Annotated in this window: 17 protein-coding genes; 9 read left to right on the top strand and 8 right to left on the bottom strand. The window is 68.2% G+C overall.

Features of this window, described 5'->3' with window-relative positions:
• Nucleotides 1-11: 11 nt before the first annotated feature.
• The 4 genes from ACX9MN_RS19745 to ACX9MN_RS19730 are packed head-to-tail and all read right to left on the bottom strand — an operon-like array spanning nucleotide 12 to nucleotide 3,159.
• Nucleotides 12-239, bottom strand: coding sequence for a hypothetical protein (locus ACX9MN_RS19745; protein ID WP_010685059.1), 228 nt, complete (start codon nucleotides 237-239; stop codon nucleotides 12-14).
• Nucleotides 236-1,276, bottom strand: a complete 1,041-nt coding sequence (locus tag ACX9MN_RS19740) for a ketoacyl-ACP synthase III (RefSeq protein ID WP_489725162.1) — start codon at nucleotides 1,274-1,276, stop codon at nucleotides 236-238. Before ACX9MN_RS19740 ends, ACX9MN_RS19745 begins: the two co-directional genes overlap by 4 nt.
• Complete coding sequence (locus ACX9MN_RS19735; protein ID WP_012318195.1) at nucleotides 1,269-1,586, bottom strand: hypothetical protein; 318 nt, start codon at nucleotides 1,584-1,586, stop codon at nucleotides 1,269-1,271. The genes ACX9MN_RS19740 and ACX9MN_RS19735 overlap by 8 nt, the downstream gene beginning before the upstream one ends.
• Complete coding sequence (locus tag ACX9MN_RS19730) at nucleotides 1,552-3,159, bottom strand: HAD-IIIC family phosphatase (protein ID WP_489725161.1); 1,608 nt, start codon at nucleotides 3,157-3,159, stop codon at nucleotides 1,552-1,554. Before ACX9MN_RS19730 ends, ACX9MN_RS19735 begins: the two co-directional genes overlap by 35 nt.
• A gap of 179 nt (nucleotides 3,160-3,338) precedes the next feature.
• Here ACX9MN_RS19730 and ACX9MN_RS19725 point away from each other — a divergent pair, with 179 nt between their 5' ends.
• Nucleotides 3,339-4,772, top strand: coding sequence for an SDR family NAD(P)-dependent oxidoreductase (locus ACX9MN_RS19725; RefSeq protein ID WP_489725160.1), 1,434 nt, complete (start codon nucleotides 3,339-3,341; stop codon nucleotides 4,770-4,772).
• Between the two features lie 61 nt (nucleotides 4,773-4,833).
• On the opposite strand, the gene ACX9MN_RS19720 is transcribed toward ACX9MN_RS19725, so the two are convergent.
• Nucleotides 4,834-5,352, bottom strand: coding sequence for a hypothetical protein (locus tag ACX9MN_RS19720; protein ID WP_489725159.1), 519 nt, complete (start codon nucleotides 5,350-5,352; stop codon nucleotides 4,834-4,836).
• A gap of 361 nt (nucleotides 5,353-5,713) precedes the next feature.
• Between ACX9MN_RS19720 and ACX9MN_RS19715 the strand changes: the two genes are divergently transcribed.
• From ACX9MN_RS19715 to ACX9MN_RS19680, 8 genes are all read left to right on the top strand, one after another.
• A complete protein-coding gene (locus ACX9MN_RS19715) occupies nucleotides 5,714-6,316 on the top strand; it encodes an acyltransferase (RefSeq protein WP_489725158.1) in 603 nt (200 codons plus the stop codon).
• A 239-nt stretch (nucleotides 6,317-6,555) separates the two neighbouring features.
• Entirely contained in the window at nucleotides 6,556-10,566 is a 4,011-nt protein-coding gene (locus ACX9MN_RS19710) for a glycosyltransferase (protein WP_489725157.1), read from the top strand.
• Between the two features lie 45 nt (nucleotides 10,567-10,611).
• A complete protein-coding gene (locus ACX9MN_RS19705) occupies nucleotides 10,612-11,406 on the top strand; it encodes an ABC transporter permease (RefSeq protein WP_489725156.1) in 795 nt (264 codons plus the stop codon).
• Nucleotides 11,407-11,642: 236 nt separating this feature from the next.
• A complete protein-coding gene (locus ACX9MN_RS19700) occupies nucleotides 11,643-11,987 on the top strand; it encodes a hypothetical protein (RefSeq protein WP_489725155.1) in 345 nt (114 codons plus the stop codon).
• A gap of 56 nt (nucleotides 11,988-12,043) precedes the next feature.
• The gene (locus ACX9MN_RS19695; protein WP_489725154.1) at nucleotides 12,044-12,796 is read left to right on the top strand and encodes an FkbM family methyltransferase; all 753 of its coding nucleotides are present in this window, start codon (nucleotides 12,044-12,046) and stop codon (nucleotides 12,794-12,796) included.
• Between the two features lie 51 nt (nucleotides 12,797-12,847).
• Nucleotides 12,848-13,132, top strand: a complete 285-nt coding sequence (locus ACX9MN_RS19690; protein ID WP_489725153.1) for a hypothetical protein — start codon at nucleotides 12,848-12,850, stop codon at nucleotides 13,130-13,132.
• A 217-nt stretch (nucleotides 13,133-13,349) separates the two neighbouring features.
• Entirely contained in the window at nucleotides 13,350-14,765 is a 1,416-nt protein-coding gene (locus ACX9MN_RS19685; RefSeq protein ID WP_489725152.1) for a phosphomannomutase, read from the top strand.
• Nucleotides 14,766-14,900: 135 nt separating this feature from the next.
• Nucleotides 14,901-15,188 carry a hypothetical protein gene (locus ACX9MN_RS19680; RefSeq protein WP_489725151.1) on the top strand — a complete coding sequence of 96 codons (288 nt, stop codon included), beginning with the start codon at nucleotides 14,901-14,903 and terminating at the stop codon, nucleotides 15,186-15,188.
• 925 nt (nucleotides 15,189-16,113) lie between these two features.
• On the opposite strand, the gene ACX9MN_RS19675 is transcribed toward ACX9MN_RS19680, so the two are convergent.
• From ACX9MN_RS19675 to ACX9MN_RS19665, 3 genes are all read right to left on the bottom strand, one after another.
• Entirely contained in the window at nucleotides 16,114-17,130 is a 1,017-nt protein-coding gene (locus ACX9MN_RS19675; protein ID WP_489725150.1) for a hypothetical protein, read from the bottom strand.
• 1,483 nt (nucleotides 17,131-18,613) lie between these two features.
• Complete coding sequence (locus tag ACX9MN_RS19670; RefSeq protein ID WP_489725149.1) at nucleotides 18,614-19,540, bottom strand: NAD-dependent epimerase/dehydratase family protein; 927 nt, start codon at nucleotides 19,538-19,540, stop codon at nucleotides 18,614-18,616.
• The gene (locus ACX9MN_RS19665) at nucleotides 19,527-20,480 is read right to left on the bottom strand and encodes an NAD-dependent epimerase/dehydratase family protein (RefSeq protein ID WP_489725148.1); all 954 of its coding nucleotides are present in this window, start codon (nucleotides 20,478-20,480) and stop codon (nucleotides 19,527-19,529) included. The genes ACX9MN_RS19670 and ACX9MN_RS19665 overlap by 14 nt, the downstream gene beginning before the upstream one ends.
• Nucleotides 20,481-20,493 lie beyond the last annotated feature (13 nt).

Below are 20,493 nucleotides of genomic sequence, written 5' to 3'. Positions count from 1 at the left end.
CGACATCGCGCTCAGGCCTGCAGCTTCGCGCCGGCCAGCGCGATCAGGTCGTCGGTGGTTGCCGCCCCGGCGATCCGCTGCGGATCCACCTCAAGGCCCAGCGTGTCGTAGAGCGCCATGATGTTGAGGATGCCGAGCGAGTCGAAGGTCTCGATCTCCCCGAGGCTCTGCCCGCGGGCGAGCGGCCCCGGCTGGTCGAGGATCGTGCCGAGTTCGTCCAGGAATGCGCCCTCGGTCATCGGGTGGTCTCCTCGTAGGTCAGGACCGGGGGCGCGAAGATCCGGTCGGTGGTGATCGTGCAGGCTCCCCAGCTCAGCCCGACCCCGAAGCCGGCGAGCAGCGAGCGCACCCGCCGGCCCGCATAGGCTTCCGCGAGGAAGCCCGAGATCGTGCCGGGGATCGAGGCCGAGTTCTGGTTGCCGTAGATCGACTGGGTGCCGGTCGGGAGCTTGCTGTCGTCGAGCCCCAGGCGGCGCTGGAGGTTCTTGAGGATGTACTTGTTCGGCTGGTGCAGGACCAGGAAGTCGACGTCCTCGGCGCGCGTGTCCGAGAAGGCCAGGATGCCCTCGATTAGCGGCGGGACGCGCTTGAGGGTGAAGTTGAAGACCTGCGCCCCGTCCATGTGCATGGTGCCGAGCTTGCCCGCATCCTCGGCGTCGGCCCGGAGGCCGCTGTGCGGGATGAACAGGGCCTTCTCGCCCGAGCCATCGCTGTGGAGTTGGAAGAAGCTCTCGCTCTCGCGCCGCTCGATCAGCACCGCGGCGCCGGCGTCACCCATGATCGGCGTGATCGACCGGTCCCCGGTCGCGACCATGCGGCTCGCGACGTCGCCGACGCAGAGGAGGACGCGCTGGAGGCCGGATTCGACCAGGCTGTAGGCGACCGACAACCCGTAGACGAAGCCGCTGCAGCCGAGGCGGATGTCGAAGCAGAGGGTGTCGGTCCGCATGCCGAGGCGGTGCTGCATCCCGATCGCGGTCGACGGGGAGCTGTAATCCGGCGTCTGGGTGACCAGGATCAGCCCGTCGACGGCGTCGGGCTGCAGGTCGAGGCCGCGCAGGAGGTGGCGCGCCGAGTGCAGGCAGAGATCCGCCGTCGTGGTGGCGGGATCGGCGACGACGTGCCGGGTCGCGAAGCCCATGGCCCGCTTGAGGCGCTCGGCCTCCTCGGGAGCGAGCCCGAGGCCGGCCGCCTCGTCGTCGAAGGCCTGGACGCGCGCGCCGACCGTGGTGACGAGCCCCGCCAGGGTCGCGCGCGAGAACCGCAGGTCAGCCATGCTCGACCGTCTCGGCGACGTAGTCGATCCAGCCCTGGAAGCGGCGGAGCGGCGACTTCGTGCTGTCGAGGATGCTCTCGTTGGCGAGCGGCACGTAGCGGCCTACCGTCCGCTCGATCTCGGATTCTGTCTCGAGGAGGAGCTCGACCACCGCAAAGGAATCAAGCCGCTCGTAGACGTCGTCCTCGGGCCCGGGATTCTCCAGGTCCGGGCGCCCCCAGGTCTCGACGAGCCGCGCGAAGGTCGCGCGGGCAGCCGCCTCGACGGCGCCGCGGTCACTCCGCGACGATGTGGATGTAGGGGGTGTCATCGGGTCCTCGTGTCAGTCGGTACGTCTTGCCCTCGGGGCCAGCGCTCAAGGGTTCGAAGCCGTTGTCGTCGAGGAAGCTCTCGACCATCCGGTTCTTCGCGCTCGGGCGATACCGGGCCTTCAGGTCCCGATCGCCCTCCTGCTGGCAGACGTGGCGCAGAATTTGGGCCTCGATGCGGCGTCCGAGGGCCCGGCAGCTCATCAGGAACGTCTCGAGCTCGCCGCCCCGGACGATGGCGACCCCGACGATGCCCATGTCGCCGAACCGGTCGACCACCCGGGCCGCGTAGACGCCACCCTCCCGCATGGCGGTGGCGACCTCGTCCTCGGTGTAGCGCCGGGTCGTCAGGTTGAACTGGTTGGTCTTGTTGATCAGCTGCGTGACCCGCCGCAGGGAGCCGGGGTTGTTGCGGGCGACGTGCACCCGGATCTCGAGGGAGGCGAGGTACTCGTCCATCGAGGCGGCGGAGCGCTGCAGCTCCTGGCGCTGGGCCTCGCCGCGGTACTGCTCGGTCTTGGCCAGGTCCTCGGCGGTGACGTTCCGGGCGCGCAGCGACGCGATCCCGTCGAGCAGGGTGAGCGCCTGCTCGGGGCGCGTCCGGTCGAACAGGTGGCACTCGACCCCGGGCAGCCGGGCGCGGACTTCCTCAATCTCGAACGGGTTGTCGTCGAGGAAGACGAAGCTGTCGAGGCCGAGGTTCAGGGCCGCGGCGAGGTCGCGGATGTTCTCGCTCTTCTCCGTCCAGTTGCTGCGGTAGGCCACGAAATCGTCGAGGCGGAGCGGCATCGCGCGCTGGGCGAAGACCGCGCGGAAATCCTCCTCGTTGTTCTTCGTCACCGCGCAGACCAGGATCCCGAGGCCCTTCAGGCGCAGGAGCTGGCGCTGGAGCTGGGTGTGGACGATCCCTGGATAGTCGCTGTCGACCTCCAGGTTCTCGACGCCGTCCTCGCCGACGACGCCACCCCAGAGGGTGTTGTCGGCGTCGACCACCACCACCTTGCGCCGCGCCCGCAGCCGCGCCGCGACGGCGTCGGCGTAGCGCTCGCTCAGCGCGTCCACGGCGGCCGGGGCGTAGGGCATCTGGTACATGTACCGGTTGCGCTCGCGGAAGGCGTTGGCGAATCCGAGCAGCGCCAGGGCGCCGGCGGCGTCGACGACGCTGACCCGCTCCTGCGCCCGGGCGAGGTCGAACAGCACCGCGTTCACCCGCGCCAGCGCCTGAAGCTGGTCGTGGAGGTCGCTCTCGACGGACGAGACCGGCACGAACGGCACGGTGTTGAGGATGATCGTCCCCGGCGCGCGGGCGAGACGCGCCGAGACCAAGTCGGCGAGGCCGCGCGCGCGGGCGACGGCCGCCTCGTCCGGGGCGACGTCGAAGAACCAGCGGTGGTCGAGATGCACGATCAGGACGTCGGCGGCGGCGGGACCCGCCAGCACCTGCTCGATCTGTCCGATGGGGAGATGCTCGCATGAGACCATGGCGAGATCCGCGAGGCGGCCCGCCACCTTCCCGAACGGGTTAGTAACGACGTTTCCGACGAAACCGATCGACAGGGCGCGAGCCGTGATCATCCTCGATACCGGTCCCTGCGACACCCTGCGGATGCCTGCCCTCCGGCGATCGACCGGCCCCTTTCCGTGCGTGCGAGCGCCGCCCTCTTGCGAGATCGGTTGTCATAAAGCAAGGGGCCGGGCATCCGGCGGCCGGTCAGTCCGGTCGGGACGGGGACCGGCCGAGGAGGAGCTGCGCGATGAACGGATCCGGTTCGGACGACGCCGCCGCGACGACGCGGACCTGGACCGAGGCCCATCAGGCCGCCTTCGCACGGGCGACCGGCGACGTGAACCCGATGCACATGGACGCGCGGATGGCCCGGCGGACGCTGGCCGGCGAGCGCGCCGTCCACGGCGTCCACGCCGCCCTCTGGGCCCTCGACGCCTGCGCCGACGCCCATCCCCTGGACCGGCTCGCGACCCTGCAGATGCGGTTCGAGCGGTTCGTGCTGGTCGGGGACCGCACCGTCCTGACGGTCCACGAGGCGGACGCGCGGCAGCTGCGCCTGTCCGTGGCGGTGGACGGCGTCCGCACCCTGACGATCCAGGCGACCTTCGCTGCCGAGCGGGCACCTGGTCAGGCGGTCGAGGTCGCGCCCGTCGCGATCCCCGCCGAGCCGGTCGCCCGCGATCCGGCGGCCCTGACGGGGCTCACCGGTGCCTTCGCGCTGACAGACCCGGCGGCGATCGCCGCGCTGGCGCCGCGCCTCGCTCGCGCCCTCGGTTCGGGCCGGGTCTCCACCTTGGGCGGCCTCTCGACGCTCGTCGGTATGTTCGTGCCCGGCCTCCACTCAATCCTCTCGAAGATCGACGTGACCGTCACAGAGGGAGGCACCGGCTCGCGCCTCGGCTACGCGGTGAAGCGATACCAGCCGATGCTGCAATCCGTGACGCTGGACGTCGTCGGCCCCGGCCTCGTCGCCCGGGTCGAAGGCTTCGTCCGCCCGCGGCCGGTGGAGCAGGAGAGCCTGCGGGACCTCGCCGCGCTGGTGGAGCCGGGCGCCTTCGCGGCGGTATCGGCGCTGATCGTCGGCGGGTCGCGGGGGCTCGGCGCCGCGACCGCCAAGCTGATCGCCGCCGGTGGCGGGGCGGTCTGCATCACCTACGCGTCCGGCGCCGACGAGGCGGAGGCGATCGCCCGGGAGATCCGCGACGCCGGCGGCCGCTGCCAAGTTCTGCGCTACGACGCCGCCGAGCCGGCCGCCGCGCAGCTCGCGGCGCTGGCGATGCGCCCGTCGCAGCTCTACCACTTCGCGACGCCCCGCATCTTCCGCCAGAAGCGCGCGCCGTTCGAGCCCGCCTGCCTCGACGAGATGATGCGCGTCTACAACACCGCCTTCTACGAGCTGAGCCAGTTCTGCCTGGAGCGCGGCGACGCCGTGGCGGCCTTCTACCCGTCGACCAGCGCCATCGACGAGGCGCCCCGCGACACCCTGGAATACGTCATGGCCAAGATCGCGGGCGAGACGCTGGCCGCGACCCTGGCGCGGACGCTCCCGAACCTGCGGACGGTGATCGAGCGGCTGCCCCGGGTGAAGACCGACCAGACCGCCACGATCTTCCCCGTGCCGGCCGCCGCGCCGAGCGCGCTGATGCTGTCGATCATCCGGCGGATGTCGGCGGCCGCCTGACCCGGAGGCGTGGCGGGCACGGGACCGTATCGGACGGCCCAGACCGAACCGGGCGCCGAAATCACTCCGGGGCGGCTTCGTGCCGGACCTCTTCGTCCGCCTCCGGATCGGCCTCGGCGTCCCCGTCCTCGGCCCCGTCGGGCGCCGCGGCGGCGGTGAAAAAGTCGCCGTTCCGGATCGCCTCGCCGCCGGTCACCAGCATGCTGAGATAGGTGTTGAGGGTGTTGGGCGCGACGTCGGGCAGCCGCTCCGCGATCTCGGCGTGCGACAGGCCCTGCGGGCCGGCCGAGCCGAGCAGCGCCTTCAGCCGCCCCTTGGCCGAGTTGGCCCGGGGACCGCGGGCGCCCCGCCGTCCGCCGGAGGCGGGCGCGGCGCGGTCGGCCGCGGCGGCCCGCGGTCCCTCGGGCGCGTGGAGACCGGAGGCCTCCAGCGGGATCCCCTCGACGATGGAGGTCAGCGCCGCCTCCGCCGCCCGGAGCTTGGTCAGCTCGGCCGCGATCCGATCGTAATCGCTCTGCAGCGCGGCCCTGCGCGCCCGAACGTCCACCAGGGCCTTCGTTAGGGTGTTGTCCTCAGCCACCGGATGGCCTCATCCCATGATTTCTCTGGTGGACGGCATACGTCACAGGCGCCTTCCGGCGTCAACAGCCGCGCAGAGCCGCGCAGAGCCGCCCCCGTGGCCCGGCCACGGGCGCCCGATCCGCCGCGCGAGTTGTGAGGACGGCGCCCGATGGCTTAGAGACCTTTCTGAAACGCCGCTGCCGGCTCGGGGGCGTCGGCGCGACCGACGAATGTCGACGGATCCCGATCTCGGCACGCCGATACCGTAATCGTCATGTCAGAAGGCGAGCTTCCTTCCGCGGGTTCGATGTGCGGCCGTCCGCTTCGGGACGCCGGCCGCGCCGCACCCAGGGGCGTTCATAGATCCCGCAGAGCGAATTATGTCTTTGAATATCTTCGACAAAGGGGAGAATAATGTCATCGACATTGATTCGCGGGATCAGCACAGCCAAGCGGGAAAAATCTACGTCAACGGCGACAACAACTACATCCGCATAGGCAGGGGCTGCGTGTCCGACAAGGACATGCACATCGTCATCGAGTCGAACTGCCGGTTTGATGTCGGCGAGGACGTGCGGCTGTCGATGGCCAACATCTATATTGGCCCCGGCTCGGTGCTGCGCATCGGCGACCGGACCGGCTTCACCGGGCTCGTCCATCTCAACCCCGTCGAGGGAAAGGCGATCGAGATCGGTACGGACTGCTCGATCGCGTCGGGCGTGTGGATGACGACGAGCGACTTCCACTCCATCGTCACCCGAGACACCGGCGCGCGGCTGAACCCGGCCAAGCCCGTCCGGCTCGGCAATCACGTCTGGATCGCCAATCAGGCCACGCTCCTCAAGGGCACGGTCATCGGCGACAACGCGATCGTCGGCGCGCACGCCGTCGTCACCGGGACGGTGCCGCCCCATTGCGTGGCCGCCGGCAACCCCGCGCGGATCGTGCGGGAGAACGTGACGTGGCGGTCCGACCTGATCTGACCGCGCCGGCGGGTCGCGCGAGACGTGGGGCAGAGCGTGCGGTTGTTTACCCCGCGCGCGCGTTCCGTTAGGGCGATGGGCCGTCGGCGCGGCACCCTGCCCGGCGCGCCGAGATGCCTTCGATCCAGCCCGCGCGAACACATGCTCACCCGAGCTCCAGGCCTCGAACCCAGCGCCGATTCCGACACGCCCTCCGACGGCGGTCGGCGGCCGTCGCGCGACAGAGCGGGCGCCGCGCGTTGAAGCGGATCCGCGGCCTGTACCATCGCTGGGCGCGCTCCGGCCCGGTCCGCGCGAGCGGCAACCCGCTGATCCGGCTAGCGGCCCGCCGCGGCCTGCCGGCGGCGCACGATCTCATCACCGCGGACGCGCAGATCGCCGTCCTGGCCCCGCACTTTGACACGGCGTTCTACGCGAGCTGGTACGGGATCGCGGCCGACCCGGTGCGCGACTACCTCGTCCACGGCTGGCGCGCGGGCCGCGACCCGCGCCCCGACTTCGACTCCGCCGCCTACCTCGCCGCCCATCCCCACCTCGCCCGCGCCGGCATCAACCCGCTCCTGCACGCCCTGGCGCGCCGCCGCGCCGGGCGTGGCGGGGCCGGCGGGGCGGGGGAGGCGGCCGCCCTGCCGAAGCCCGACACGGCCGAGGCCCACCGCCTCGCCCGCCGCCTCGTCGACGGCGCCTTCTATCTCGCCGGCAACCCCGACCTCGCCGCCGCCGGCGTCGACCCGGTCGACCACTACATGGCCTCCGGCTGGCGCGAGGGCCGCGAGCCGGCGCCGCACTTCGACACCCTGGCCTACTGCCTCAGCCGCGGGATCACCTTCGCCACCCGGAACCCGCTGGTCCACTACGTCCTCCACGGCGGACCGGCCCGCCCCGACCCGGAGGCCGCGCTCGCGCTGCGGGTCGAGACGCTCGCCCCCTACTTCGACGCCGCCCATTACCGGCAGCGCCTGCCCGGACCGCAGGCCGAGGCGCTGGCCGATGCCTCGGACGCGGAGTTGCTGCGCCACTACGTGGCGGAGGGCTGGCGGGCGCGGATCGGCCCGCGGCCGGACTTCGACCCGGCCGGCTACGTGCAGGCGCGGGCCGGCAGCCGGGCGGTCGCGGACGACCCGTTCTTCCGCTACGTCGCCGAGACCCGGCTGACAGGGGCCGAGCCGTTCGCGGGGCCGCACCGGCTGAACCTGCCGGCGGTGGACGCGGACTGGTACCGGGCGACCTATCCGGACGTGGGCGGGCGCGAGCCGTTCCTGCACTTTGCCGAGGCGGGCTGGCGGGAGCTGCGCGATCCCGGCCCGGGGCGCTCGACGCTGGCGGCGCTGCTGCGGGTCTGCGGGCTGCGGCCGGCGCGGGCGCCGGTCGAGGACACGGGCTGGCTCGGGGCGATCGGGCAGGAGATCCTCGACCGGGACGCGTTCCTGGACCTGCAGGTGCGTCTGGTGGCGGGGCATTTCGACCACGGCTTCTACCGGGCGCGCTACGGGCTGTCGGAGGCGGAGGACGCGGTGCGCGACTACTGCGACACCGGCTGGCGCAAGGGCCGCAATCCCAGGCCCGATTTCAACGGCTGGGCCTACCGCGCGCACCATCCCTCCGCGGAAGCGACGGGTATCGCGCCCTTCGTCCACCACCTCGCCCGGGTCCTGCTGCGCGGCGGCGACCTCGCGGGTGAGGCCTTCGATCCGCGCTACGGCGCGCCGCCGGCCGAGGAGGACGCGGAGCTGTTCGAGCAGGCCCGCCTGATCGAGCCGCTCTTCGACGCGCCCTGGTACGTCAAGCGCTACCCCGACACGCGCGGCTTCGAGAACGGCCCGGCGATCCACTTCCTGTCCCACGGGCAGGAGGAGGACCGCGACCCGAGCAAGGCCTTCTCGACCCGCTTCTACCGCCGGGCCTACGGGCATCTCCTGGGCCCGGGGGAGGCGCCGTTCCTGCACTACGTGCGCACCGGCCGGGCCGCCGGGCTGATGGGCTGCCCCGAGGATCTCGGCACCTACCCGCCCATGGAGGCTCCGGCGGCCGACGAATGGGACCGCCTGCCCCGGGCCCTGCCCATCGCGCAGGCCCGCGTCGTCGTCATCGTCCCCGTCTACAAGGGCCGCGGCGAGACCCTGCGCGCCCTCCACGCCTGCCTGTCGGCGCCCCAGGCCACCCCCTTCACCCTGCTCGCCGTCAACGACCGCTCCCCCGACCCGCAGCTCACCGCGGAGCTCGCCGCGCTCGCCGGCCGCGGCCTGTTCCACCTCGTCGAGAACGAGCGCAATCTCGGCTTCGTCCGCTCGGTCAACCGCGCCCTCGGCCTGCGCCAGGGCCGCGCCGTCGTCCTGCTCAACTCCGACGCTGAAGTCTTCGGCGACTGGCTCGACCGCCTCGTCGCCCACGCCGAACCGCAGGCAGACCCTCAGGCCGGGTCCGGCGGGGAGGCAGGCGCAGGAGTAGAGGCCGGGGCAGGGATGGGCGCGGGGCTTCCCGTGGGCAGCGTCACGCCGCTGTCCAACAACGCCACGATCTGCTCCTACCCGCGCTTCAACGCCAACAACACCATGCCGCTCGAGATCGCCCGGCCCGACCTCGACCGCGTGGCCGCGCAGGTCAATCGCGGCCGCGCCGTGCCCGTGCCCACCGGCGTCGGCTTCTGCATGTACATGACCGCCGCCGCCCTCGACGCCGTCGGCGACCTCGACGCCGAGGCCTTCGGCAAGGGCTACGGCGAGGAGAACGACTGGTGCCTGCGCGCCACCAAGGCCGGCTTCGTCAACCTGCTCGCCGAGGACGTGTTCGTCCACCATGCCGGCCAGATCTCGTTCGGGCTCGACGCGGGCGGCGAGTACGACCAGGGCCAGGCGGCGCTGCTCGCCAAGCACCCCGACTACCCGGCGCGCGTCGGCCAGTTCGTCCAGGCCGATCCCGGCCGGCGCGGGCGGGCGCGGCTCGACCGGGCGCGGCTGGCCCGGCACTTCGCCGGCCGGGCGCTGCTCTACGTGACGCACAGCTGGGGCGGGGGCATCCAGCGGCACATCGACGACATGGTCGCGCAGGCCCGGGCCGAGGGCCTGAGCGTGGTGCTGCTGCAGATCGACCGGACCCGCAACCTCGAGGTCCACGTCTCGTATCGCGGCCCCGAGTTCCTGTACCTGCCCAACCTCGACAGCCTGTACCTGCCGCGCGACGCGGCCGAGCTCGCCGACTTCGTCGGGCAGTTGGCGCCGGTCCTGATCCACGTGCACTCGCTGGCGGGCTTGCGCTGGGGCGCGGCGCGGGCGCTGATGGCGGTGGTGGCGGGGTCGGGGCGTCCCTACGCGTGGACGCTGCACGACTACTCGCCGGTGTGCCACCGCAACCACCTGGTGCAGCCGGACGGGCGCTACTGCGGCCTGGCGCCGGTGGCGGAGTGCCGGTCGTGCCTGGCGGTGGACGCGGACGGGTTCGAGGAGCCGGACCCGGGCGAGCGGCGGGCGGTGTTCGGGGCGTTCCTGGCCGGCGCTGCGCGGGTGTTCGCGCCGTCCTCCGACACGGCGGCCCGGATCCGCACGGTGTACCCGGACCTCGCCGTCACGGTGCGGCCGCACGTCGAGCCGGAGCGGTCGGTGCGTGACACTAGCCTCCAGCGGCCCGGCCGCGTCCGCCGCGTCGCCGTGCTCGGCGGCATCAGCCTCCCCGAAGGCGCCCTGTTCCTGCAGGCCCTGGCCACCGACGCGCGCGAGCGGGATCTCCCGCTGCACTTCGCGATCGTGGGCTACTCGGACCCGGACCTGACGGGCGGCCTCGCGCGCGCCGGCGTCACCGAGACGGGGCGCTACTCCACGGACGATCCGACCCTCGACCGGGTCGCCCGGGCGGCCCTCCAAATCGCCGACCCCGGCAGCCACTGGGAGGACGACGAGACCCTCGATCTCGTCACCCAGGTCTCGGCCGATCTGGTGCTGCTGCCGTCGATCTGGCCCGAGACCTACGCGTACGCGCTGACCCTGGCGCTGCGCACCGGCCTGCCGGTGGCGGCCTTCGACCTCGGCGCACCGGCCGAACGGCTGCGCGTCTACCCGAACGGGCACCTGTTCCCCGCCGCGCTGGCCACCGATCCGGCCGCCTTCAACGACCGCCTGCTCGCCATCGACGTCTCGGTCGCCGGCCGGCTCACCGTGCCGATCCGGGCCGCCACCTACGGCGACTTGATGGGCGGCTACTATGATCTCGCGACCCGCCACTCATCCGACCGGGGTGCAGCGGTCAACGTACTTTAGCCCCTTTTCTCGTCAAAGTAGGCTCGACAACCAGAGGTCACGTCGATGCCCGCCCTCCCGCCGGTCCAGGGGCAGAAGAGCCCGATCGAGTCCTATCTGCACGTCCTGCACGCCTTGATGCTGCGGGACATGCGCACGCGCTTCGGAGCTTCGCTCTGGGGCTACGGGGTTGTCGTGCTGTGGCCTTGCGTTCACATCTTCTGCTTGATCGGAATTTATACTTTTCAGAAAGTTGCCGCACCGCTTGGCGACGCTAGAGCATTATTTTTTGCCACGGGCGCGGTTCCAGTTCTAGTCTTTCAATACATTTCTCGTGAAGTGATGAAATCAGTTATCATGAATAGGCCACTTACATATTATCCGCAAGTTAAATTATTCGACCTTATATTTTCCAGAATTTTGGTAGAGATTGTGACCGGATTTCTTGCCTTGCTGGTCGTTACGTCTGTTTTAGTGGCCATTGGCGTCAATCCAATCCCGGCAGAACCATTCACAGCCTTGTGCGGCTACCTAGCTGCGATCATACTCGGTATCGGCATTGGGACAATTAATGTAGCAATCATCGGCTTTTTTCCAGGCTGGATGATCGGCTACGCACTGTTCAGTATCATCCTGTATGTTTCCAGCGGTGTAATGTTCTTGCCAAGCTATCTGCCAGATAAAGTATATTATTGGATGAAATTCAATCCTGCCATGCAGCTTGGAGAGTGGGTGCGATCAGCCTATTATCCCTACGCAGGCATACAAGTCGATTATTTATATGTTATTATGTTCGGCCTAACTTCAATCAGTATCGGACTCCTCTTAGTTAAGCACATTGTCAGCAAGCTACAGATGTAACTGGAAGCTATCAGAGGGCTGCACGTGACTCGCAACCAACGTCGCCAATAAAGTTGGAGATCAGAACGCAGTCCTCTCAAGCGGGCACATGCTACGGTGGAATGCCCTTTTGATTGTCTAATTATCGCTGTCGACAGCGACTACGATGCGGCAAGGGCCAGAAGAATTGCAGCAAATGCTCCGCCTTTTCAGTCAGTGGCATACCCAAACTATCTCGCGCCAATCCAAAGCCTCGCATGACGAAAAAATCTATTCCCGACGTCGGCATCAAATACATCCGACTGATCCAACAGCAGCAAATCGAACTGGCTGTTCTCAAGGCTGAGCGCGATGCCGCTCTGCGTGATCGCGATCAGGCACAGGCGCGATCGAAAGCCATGGACACGCTGTTTGACGCTCTTCTGGGAAGCCTCCGGCCGTTTGGCTTCCGCCGAAGGCGCTTCCAATCCGCCGTTCGCCAAGCAGCCAAAGCCATCCCAAATAAAGAACCCGACTCGCTCCAACACGCCGTTCTGTTCGAAGGCTCAAGCCGAGTTATCAAGAACACCAATTCCCGCTCGCACTCGGCGCTGAATGCGTGATGGCCTAGGCTCACCGTATTGCCAATCAGTTAAATCCGCCGGACGGGGCCCATATTATGGATATCGAACTCCTGACGGTGTTCAATGCTCTGGTCAACCTACGAGATAATCTGGATACGCATCCGCACATTCTCAGCTCGGATCTCGACTTCTTGTCCTTTGCCACGCGGATGGTCCCGTACTCAAATGCGCAGCTGATGCAGGACCTGTGGGTGCTGTACGAGCTCCAAGAGAAGCGAAACGGCTACTTCGTGGAATTCGGTGCGTGCGATGGCGTCAGCCTGAGCAACACGCTCCTGCTGGAAAAGACCTACGCTTGGCAGGGAGCCCTGGCGGAGCCAGCTCGGGCTTGGCACGAGGCGCTGCATCGCAATCGCAGCTGCTACATCTCCGATAAGTGCGTCTACAAGACCGACGGAATTGAGGTTCTGTTCAACGAAGTCGACATCGGCGAGCTCTCCGGCATGGAGGATTTTGCCGACGACGATTTTCATGCCCAGTTCCGCCAGGAGCGCCGGCAATACCCGGTGGCGACCATCTCGCTGGAACGGTTTCTCTCGGAGGCCCGGGCGCCGCGGCGCATCGACTACATGAGCATCGATGTGGAAGGCGGCGAGCTCGACGTGCTGCAGAGCTTCGATTTCACCCGTCACGACATCGCGCTGATCAGCGTCGAGCATAATTTCTCCGGCAGCCGGGAGAAGATCGCCGCGCTGCTGAGCGGCCACGGTTACCGACGACGCTTCCGTCAGCTGTCCCTGTTCGACGACTGGTACGTGCGCCCAGATCTCGTGACAGCACGATCCTGACGGGGAAGGTTCGCTATGTCGGCGCGGTCCGCAATCGCCATTCTGGATTCGATGTTCGATCTCTTCAAGGAAATGGGCAGCGGCATCGCCCTCGATCTCAACTGGTTCGCGATCGCCAGACGCCTTCAGCAGGTTCGCGCGGAAGCCGTGTGGTCGGCCGATCTCGACTTCGTCGCTGTCAAACTCAAGTCGCACGCCGCCCATTACGCCGCGACCTACTGCGAGCCCCTCGGCTCAGAGGCGATCAGAAAGAAGAACGCCGAAAGGCTCGACGAAGTCGTCCGACATTACTCGATCCTTCGCGCGCATCTGGAGCAGCAGTTGCCGGCCTCCTGACGCCGTAATGATTGACTCGGTGCAAATGGGTGCTCCTAGAATGCGCCGCACGCCAGCACGACGCGCCGGTCAGCCGCGCTAGTACACCAGTCGAAATCCAGCGCAGCCCATAGTCCACCCGCCCGAGCGCGCTGCTCAACGCCAAGCATTGAGCCTGCGTACGGTTTGAGGCATCGATCCTGTGCGCGAGCGCCCGTGCGGCGACGAAGGAGGTACCGTGAGCAGTCTGAAATTCGGGACGAGCGGCCTGCGCGGTCTCGTAACCGACCTCGTCGGCGGCCCGAGCTACGCCTATGCCAGCGCGTTCTTCCGATCCGTCGCCCCGCGCGAAGGCCGCCGCACGGTCGTCATCGGGCGAGATCTGCGTGACAGCAGCCCCGGCATCGCCGCTACGGTGGCGGACGCCGCGGCAGGTGCCGGCTTCACGGCGATCGATTGCGGCCCGCTGCCGACCCCGGCCCTGGCCCTTGAAGCGATGCGGCGCGGTGCCTACGCGGTCATGGTGACGGGCAGCCATATCCCTGAGGATCGCAACGGCTTGAAATTCTACCGGCCCGAGGGCGAGATCACCAAGACTGACGAGGCCGCTATCCTGATCGCTTTGGGGGAGGGCGCGTCCGGCCAGGGCCAAGCTTCGACGCCCGCTGCGCCTGAACTCGACGCGATCGCGCGCTATCAGCAGCGCTACGCTGCCGCCTTCGCGCCGGACATCCTGCAAGGCCTGCGGATCGCGGTGTATCAGCAAAGTTCGGTGGCCCGCGACCTGATGGCCGACCTGCTCACCGGCTTTGGCGCGCAGGTGACCCCGATCGGCCGGTCGCACGTCTTCGTGCCGATCGATACCGAGGCCCACCGCCCGGAGGACATCGCCTTCATCCGCGACGTCATGGAACCGGGCTCCTTCGACGCGCTCGTGACCACGGACGGCGACGCCGACAGGCCGCTGGTGGCCGACAGCGCGGGTCGGATCCTGCGGGGCGACGTGCTCGGGCTCATCACCGCCCGCTTTCTGGGTGCCGACACGGTGGTGGTGCCGGTCACGGCCGGCTCGGCGCTCGAGCATTCCGGCGGCTTCCGGAAAGTTGTTCGTACGAAGGTGGGCTCGCCTTTCGTCATCGCCGGGATGGAGGAGGCGACGTCTGCCGGGGCGCGGATCGTCGCCGGCTTCGAGGCAAACGGTGGATTCCTGCTCGGATCGGATGTCACGCTCCACGGCAGGACATTGGCCGCCCTTCCGACGCGCGACGCGATGCTGCCGATCCTGGCCACCTTGGCAGCGGTGCGCGCCGCCGGCACTTCCCTCGCTGACCTCGTGGCCTCCCTGGATGCGGGAGAGATGGCCAGCGATCGGCTGCCCAACACCCCGTCCGAGACCAGCGCTGCCTTCCTCAAGCGCCTCCGGGATCCGGACTTCCGGGCCGCCTTCCTCGACCCGATTGGGTCATCCGCGTCTATCGATCAGCAGGACGGGATCCGGATCGAACTGAACGGCGGGCGCACGATCCATTTCCGGGCTTCGGGCAATGCGCCCGAGCTGCGCTGCTATGCGGAGGCCAAGACGGCGCATGAGGCGCAGGACCTCGTCAGATGGGGACTGGCCTCCGCCGCGACCGCGATGCGGGCAAACGCCTGAATCCTCACGAAGCCTCGGAGCGACGCCCGAACAACGCAAGAAGCCTGGGCTCTCTACAAGGCGCGCTGACGACCTTCGGCTGTTGGCGCGACCGCTCGGGGAAGGCCAACGGACGGGCTTCGCGCGACATGCCCAATGGCCCACGCGGCCTGCTACCGATGGGCGTACCCCGCCGCGACGAGCCTGCGCAGGCCCGCTTCAAGATCGATGTGCGGCGCGTCGAGTGCGCAGGTGCCGGTCGTCACGTGCCTGCACCAGTTCTGGTTGCAGAACTTCCGCCTCAACGAACGTGACGATTACGCACTGTACGCAGACGATGGGGTCCGGTGGCACGCCGAGACCGACGGCAATCCGGCCGCCCGCACGATGGTCGCCTCGCCCTACGACCTAGACGTCCATAACGCGAAGAAGTGCATGCCCTGAATCGATCACGAGGCCCACATCACGGAGCGGTACCACGACGGCGGCCGCCGGTGATCGCCCACAAAGCGATCCCGGCCCGGTCCCGAAACACGCGGTGCCCGGCCCGCGTCACGTCGCGCTCGCGGCGGAGGACCTGCTCCAAGCGCACTATCCCGTCGACGCCGCCTCCATCGACGCTGGGGCCTCGCGTCGACCATGGCTTATCACGGTGGCACCCTCATCGGGCCGATGCCGGGGAACAACCCATTGGAGGCGTGCATAGAGGGAGCATTCGCGCTCGAAGCTTTCCAGCTCGATCGGTATCGCCAAGTCGCTGTCTACCCGGCCGGCCACAGCAGTCGGATCCGGCGATCCGACTGCAACTTCGGACCTACGGTGGTGCACACTCGGTTGGCGATGAGGACCACAATGCCCGCATCCTGCAGTGGCGCTGCACGCGCTCTGAGCGCCGCCTGTGGACACCGTACTCGTGAGAGGAACAGGGGGCACATGGCGGCACGGGCGCGCGAGGGTCAGCCAGCTGCCGCACTGCCGACCGGAGAAGGCGAGTCGGATTCGAGGGCACGTGTCGCGCGGGATGCGGGCGATGTGGCTGCGCGGAAGTCGCCATCTCGCCTTGGCCAATTCGGCACGGCTCAGATGTGACTACAGCACTTGGTTACGACCGCTCTTATCAACCTCGATCGCCTCGCTGCGCCTGGATCGACGACACGCCGGCCGCCAGATCCCCGCGCTCCACCTTCCCGCGCCCGATGGCTTGGCCGATAGGCGCGTAGGCGTTAGCCGGCAGGATCGAAAACGGGGCGTTCCCGATCAGGGCACGCCCCACCTGCGTCAGAAGCGCGGAAGAACCCCAGTTTGCCATGTCGCTCGACAACGGCTTACGTTGGGTTCGTGCCACTGCTGGCGAGCCTGCATCGAGTCACTACGGGACCGGGGTTGGCGGAGGGAGGTCCCTTTTTGCATTCTGGACGAGGCTCGCTCGATCGGTGAATGACACGTAGCGTAAGCGTATCAGATCTTCCGCTCCCTCTGGAGCTCGGGTGTGGATCGGCTTCCAGCCCCTTGCTGCGGAACGAGGCGCATAATGTTGAAAGGCTGTCTCGTCGGTCGCGTGGCCGAGCAGTGCCGCGACCTCGGTTCGGGTCTTAGCAGCCTTCAGGCGTGCCGCCGCGACGTGCCGACAGGTATAGGGAGTGACAGGCCTCCTGATCAAACCGGGGATCCCCGTCGCTATGCAGGCAGCCCGGAGAGCTCTGCGGATCCCGGCATGCACCCGGCGCCATTCACCATCGGCCGTGGCCCGTGCCAACGCTGCGATGAACTCGCTGAGCCCTTGGATGAAGCCCTCGGGATACGCGTCCAGCTCGATCGCCCGAGTCGATCCGTTCGCGCGGCCATTGGAATTTTTGCCGTTTTGGACGACCAAGCTGGTGCCAATGATTTGAGCCGTTGGCCATTCACTTGGACGCAGCCCGAGAAGCGACGTGTAGGAGAGGTAGGGCCGCGCGAGGAACGCGTACCGGTGGCGTAGGCCTACGAGGGCCGCATCAACCGCGTTGAATTCGGTCGTGGTCAGGGACTTCCGCTTGCCCGCGCTTGTGCGCTGAGGGGTCTTGATGGCCCCTGGGGCGGCGAGACGGCCGGTTTCGGGGTCCACCACCTTAGCCAGGAGATCGAGAGCTGTGTCTATGTGCTTCGATCTGGTCGGCTTCAATATGCCGAGGTAGACGAGGCATTCCCGGATTGAGGCTCGATAAGTCCGGATCGTGGACCGGGACCAGCGATCCTTTTCTCCCAGGAACCACTCGGCGAACTGGATCGGCGTGAGCGGATCGATCCCAGTCTCTCTGGTCGCCATTTCCAGGAGAAGGGTACCTCGCTTCACATAGGCTTTGACGGTCGCCGGCGCTCGTGTCCGGTCTCGATTGGCTGGATCCACCACTGACCACCCCTGTTACATGCGCCGAGGGCCTTCTCCGCCGGCCGCATTCACAGACTGCTCACCAACCACGAAAATCGCCATCGCACTCAGGCCTACCCGCCCAGTCCTCTGGTCCGAGTCCGAAGGCGGCAAGCGCCACCGCCTCGAACGCGTATCGACGATGTGGGCGGCAGAACGTGCGGCCCTTGTCCGCGCAGATGAAAGCCGCGCGCGCCTCGCAGCCGCTCTCACTGCATCGGGCATACCACCCATAGTTTGGCAAGCGGTCGATCAGGCGTTGGACACGGGTACGTTGCCGGCCACGCGTCCACTCTGAGAAGGGCACAGACGCCTCGGAACGCCGGTTACCGTCCCGCGAGCGTTTACGCCGTCCGGCGACCTTGATGGTCGCTGGCTCCGTCACTGCAATATCCTCAAGTTCGCGATTTGGAGCCTCGCATGAGAAGGGTTTCAGATCGGAATCCGCACCGACACTCGGTGCTAGGCCTATAGCGGCATGCGGTTGCGATAGCCGCATTTCGGATAGGGTTGGATCAAGGGTTCGAATGTCTTGGCCGACCTTGCCGGCCGCTGGCGCCGTTATTGCGCCCCCCTCGAGTTCGCCATTCAGCGGCTCGCATGAGGCAGGTTCCGGATCGGTGTCCGCACCGACACTCGGTGCGAGGTCTATAGCGGCATGCGGTATCGACAGCCGCTCTTTGGTGAGGCTCGGGCCATGAATTCGAATTTCTTGGACGATCTCGACTGTCGCTGGCGCCGTCATTGCGACCTCCTCGAGTTCGCAATTCAGCGACTCGCATGAGGTATGTTCCGGATCGGTGTCCGCACCGACACTCGGTGCTGGGTCCATAGTGACATGCGGTGTCGATAGCTGGTCCGTGGCGAGGATCGGACAAAGGGTTCGAATGTCCTGTCCGGGGCTCGTCCGCCACGTCCAATCGATGTGACCGCGCGACCGCAGTTGTAATATCGCGTTCTTGACGGAGTTCTCCGCCACCCCCAGTTCGGCGGCGATTTCCGCATCCGTCGCCCGGCAACCCGCTCGGCCAAACTCGGGGCGATCCGCTAGGGCCCAGGCCACAAAGCGGGCGGCGCGCCGTATCTCCCGGTCCCGTCGGACATTGGCCGACCAAACTCGTACCGAAGCCGCTACCGTCATGGCTGTGCTCGCTTGCCTGCAGGTCTCGGAAGGCTAGCAACGAACGTCGCAAGAGCGATGGCTGCACCGAGTGTCGGTGCGCTTGCTACGGAGCGCTCGGGCGGGCACCAATCTCAAGCGACATCCGGAACCGCTCCCTCGTGTTGCCTTATGGTGGGATGTAGCTTCGAGGAAGCCTACGCGATCACCGGCCGGAGCCTGAGGATCAAACTGCCAAATTCGCCTCGTTGTTGAGGGCACTCCCGCCCATCGGCACATAGCTCGACCGCGCGGCGAAGTGGACTTGCTCCAGCCAGCAAGTCCGGTCCCGAATGAGGCTTGTCAGTGCTCGGCGTACTCCGCCGCGACGAGCCTGCGCAGGCCCGCTTCGAGATCGATGCGCGGCCGCCAACCGGTCCGGTCGAGGAACCGCGTTGAGTCGAGCATCTTGTAGGCCGCGCCCTGGAACGAGCCGGGCGGGCTCACCAGGGGGACGGACCAGGCGAGGGCGGCCAGGGCCGCCCGCGCCACCGCCTCTACGGTGAGGGGTGTGTTGGCGGCGCAGTTGAGGATCTCGTTGTTGAACGCCTGATCGGCCGCCAGGATAGCGTCGATCTGGTCGTCGACGTACAGCACCTCGCGGACGGTCTGCGGGTTGCCCCAGACCTCGAACTGCGAAGCGCCCGCCGCCTTCTCCCGCACGGCCCGGTCCAGCAGGGCGCCGACGAAGTGGCTGCGGTCGGAGGCCTTGTTGTCGTGCGGCCCGTACAGGGTCGCCAGCACGCAGTGCAGGAAGCTCAGGCCGTACTGGTGCGCGTAGGCCGCCGAGCCCGTCGCCAGGACCTGCTTGGCGAGCCCGTAGCCGATCACCGACGGGTGCGTGGGTCCCTGCCCGAACCGCGCCTCGGGAAGCGGCTCCGCCGATTCCGGATAGGTGCAGGACGAGCCCGTGGAGACGAGCTTGGCCTGCGGCTGGAACAGACGCCACGCCTCAAGGACGTTCAGGTGGACCCGGGCGTTGATCGCCAGGAGCTCGCCCTGGATGTCGTACTGCACCGCGCCGGTGCGCTGGCGGGTCACCACGTGGAAGATCCGGCCGGCCGGGGGCGCAGCGCGCAGCGCCCGCTCGACGTTCGCCCAGTCGGAGAGGTCGCCCGCCGCCCGACCGATCTCGACGACCTCGCGGCCCTCGGCCCGGAGCCGCGGGACGAGGTTGCGCCCGAGGAAGCCGTCCGCCCCTATGACGACGTCGCGCTCAGGCCCCGGCATGCTGAGCCCCCCCGCGATAGGCCTCGCGATACCACGCGATCGTCGGCCGCAGCCCGTCCGCGAGTCCCGTAAAGGTCGACATCTCGAATCGCTCGCGCAGCCGCTGGTTGGTCGAGCGGCGGGCGAGCACGCCGTGGGTCGCCGTGTCGGGGGCGTGCACCGGCCGCTTCTCGCCCGCCACCTCCAGGATGGTGCGGGCGAGGTCGAGCAGGGTCGTGGTCTCGCCGCGGCAGAGGTTGAGCGCGTCGCTCGTCTCCCGCATCTCCAGGGAGCGGGCGAACACGTCGACGACGTCGCCGACGTAGATGAAATCGCGCTCGACCAGCGGGTTGCCCTTGATCTCGAAGCGCTCCCCCGGTGCGAGCGCGCGCATCACGAAGGCCGGCAGGACGTGCGCCTTGCGCGGATCCGTCGAGTCGTGGGGCCCGTAGGGGTTGCTCAGGCGGAAGCTGATCGTGTGGATCCCGTAGCGCTCGGCGTAGAGGTCGGCGATCACCTCCGACCAGCGCTTCGACCACGCGTAGAAGGCCTCGTTCCGGTTGGGCGGCGCGTTGAGGTCGACAGCCTGCACGTCGTCGAGGGGATCGAGGGCTGCCGGGTAGACCGCGACGCTCGAGGCCGCGCGCACTTCGCGGATGCCCTTCGTCAGGCAGAACCGGTAGAGGCGGTTGGCGATCTCGGCATTCCCGGTCAGCAGGTCGCTCTGCGCCGTCTCGAACTTGCCGGCGTCGTAGCGCTGCGCGGCGACGTTGACGACGATCGCGTCGGCGGGGACCGACAGCGCCTCCAGGGCATCGAAGCGCGCGGCCTCATGCGCCCCCGGCACCGCGCGGCCGGAGGGGCTGACCGCGATCATCCGCGGCACGCGGTCGGCGAGATGCGCGACGAGGTTGCGGCCGACGAACCCGGTCGCACCGACGACGACGACGGTCTCGGGCAAGGAGGATCGGAAG

This window comes from Methylobacterium sp. 1A (assembly GCF_058072805.1).
The sequence above is the reverse complement of the archived record's forward strand: the minus strand, read 5'-3'. Positions and strand labels throughout refer to the sequence as shown.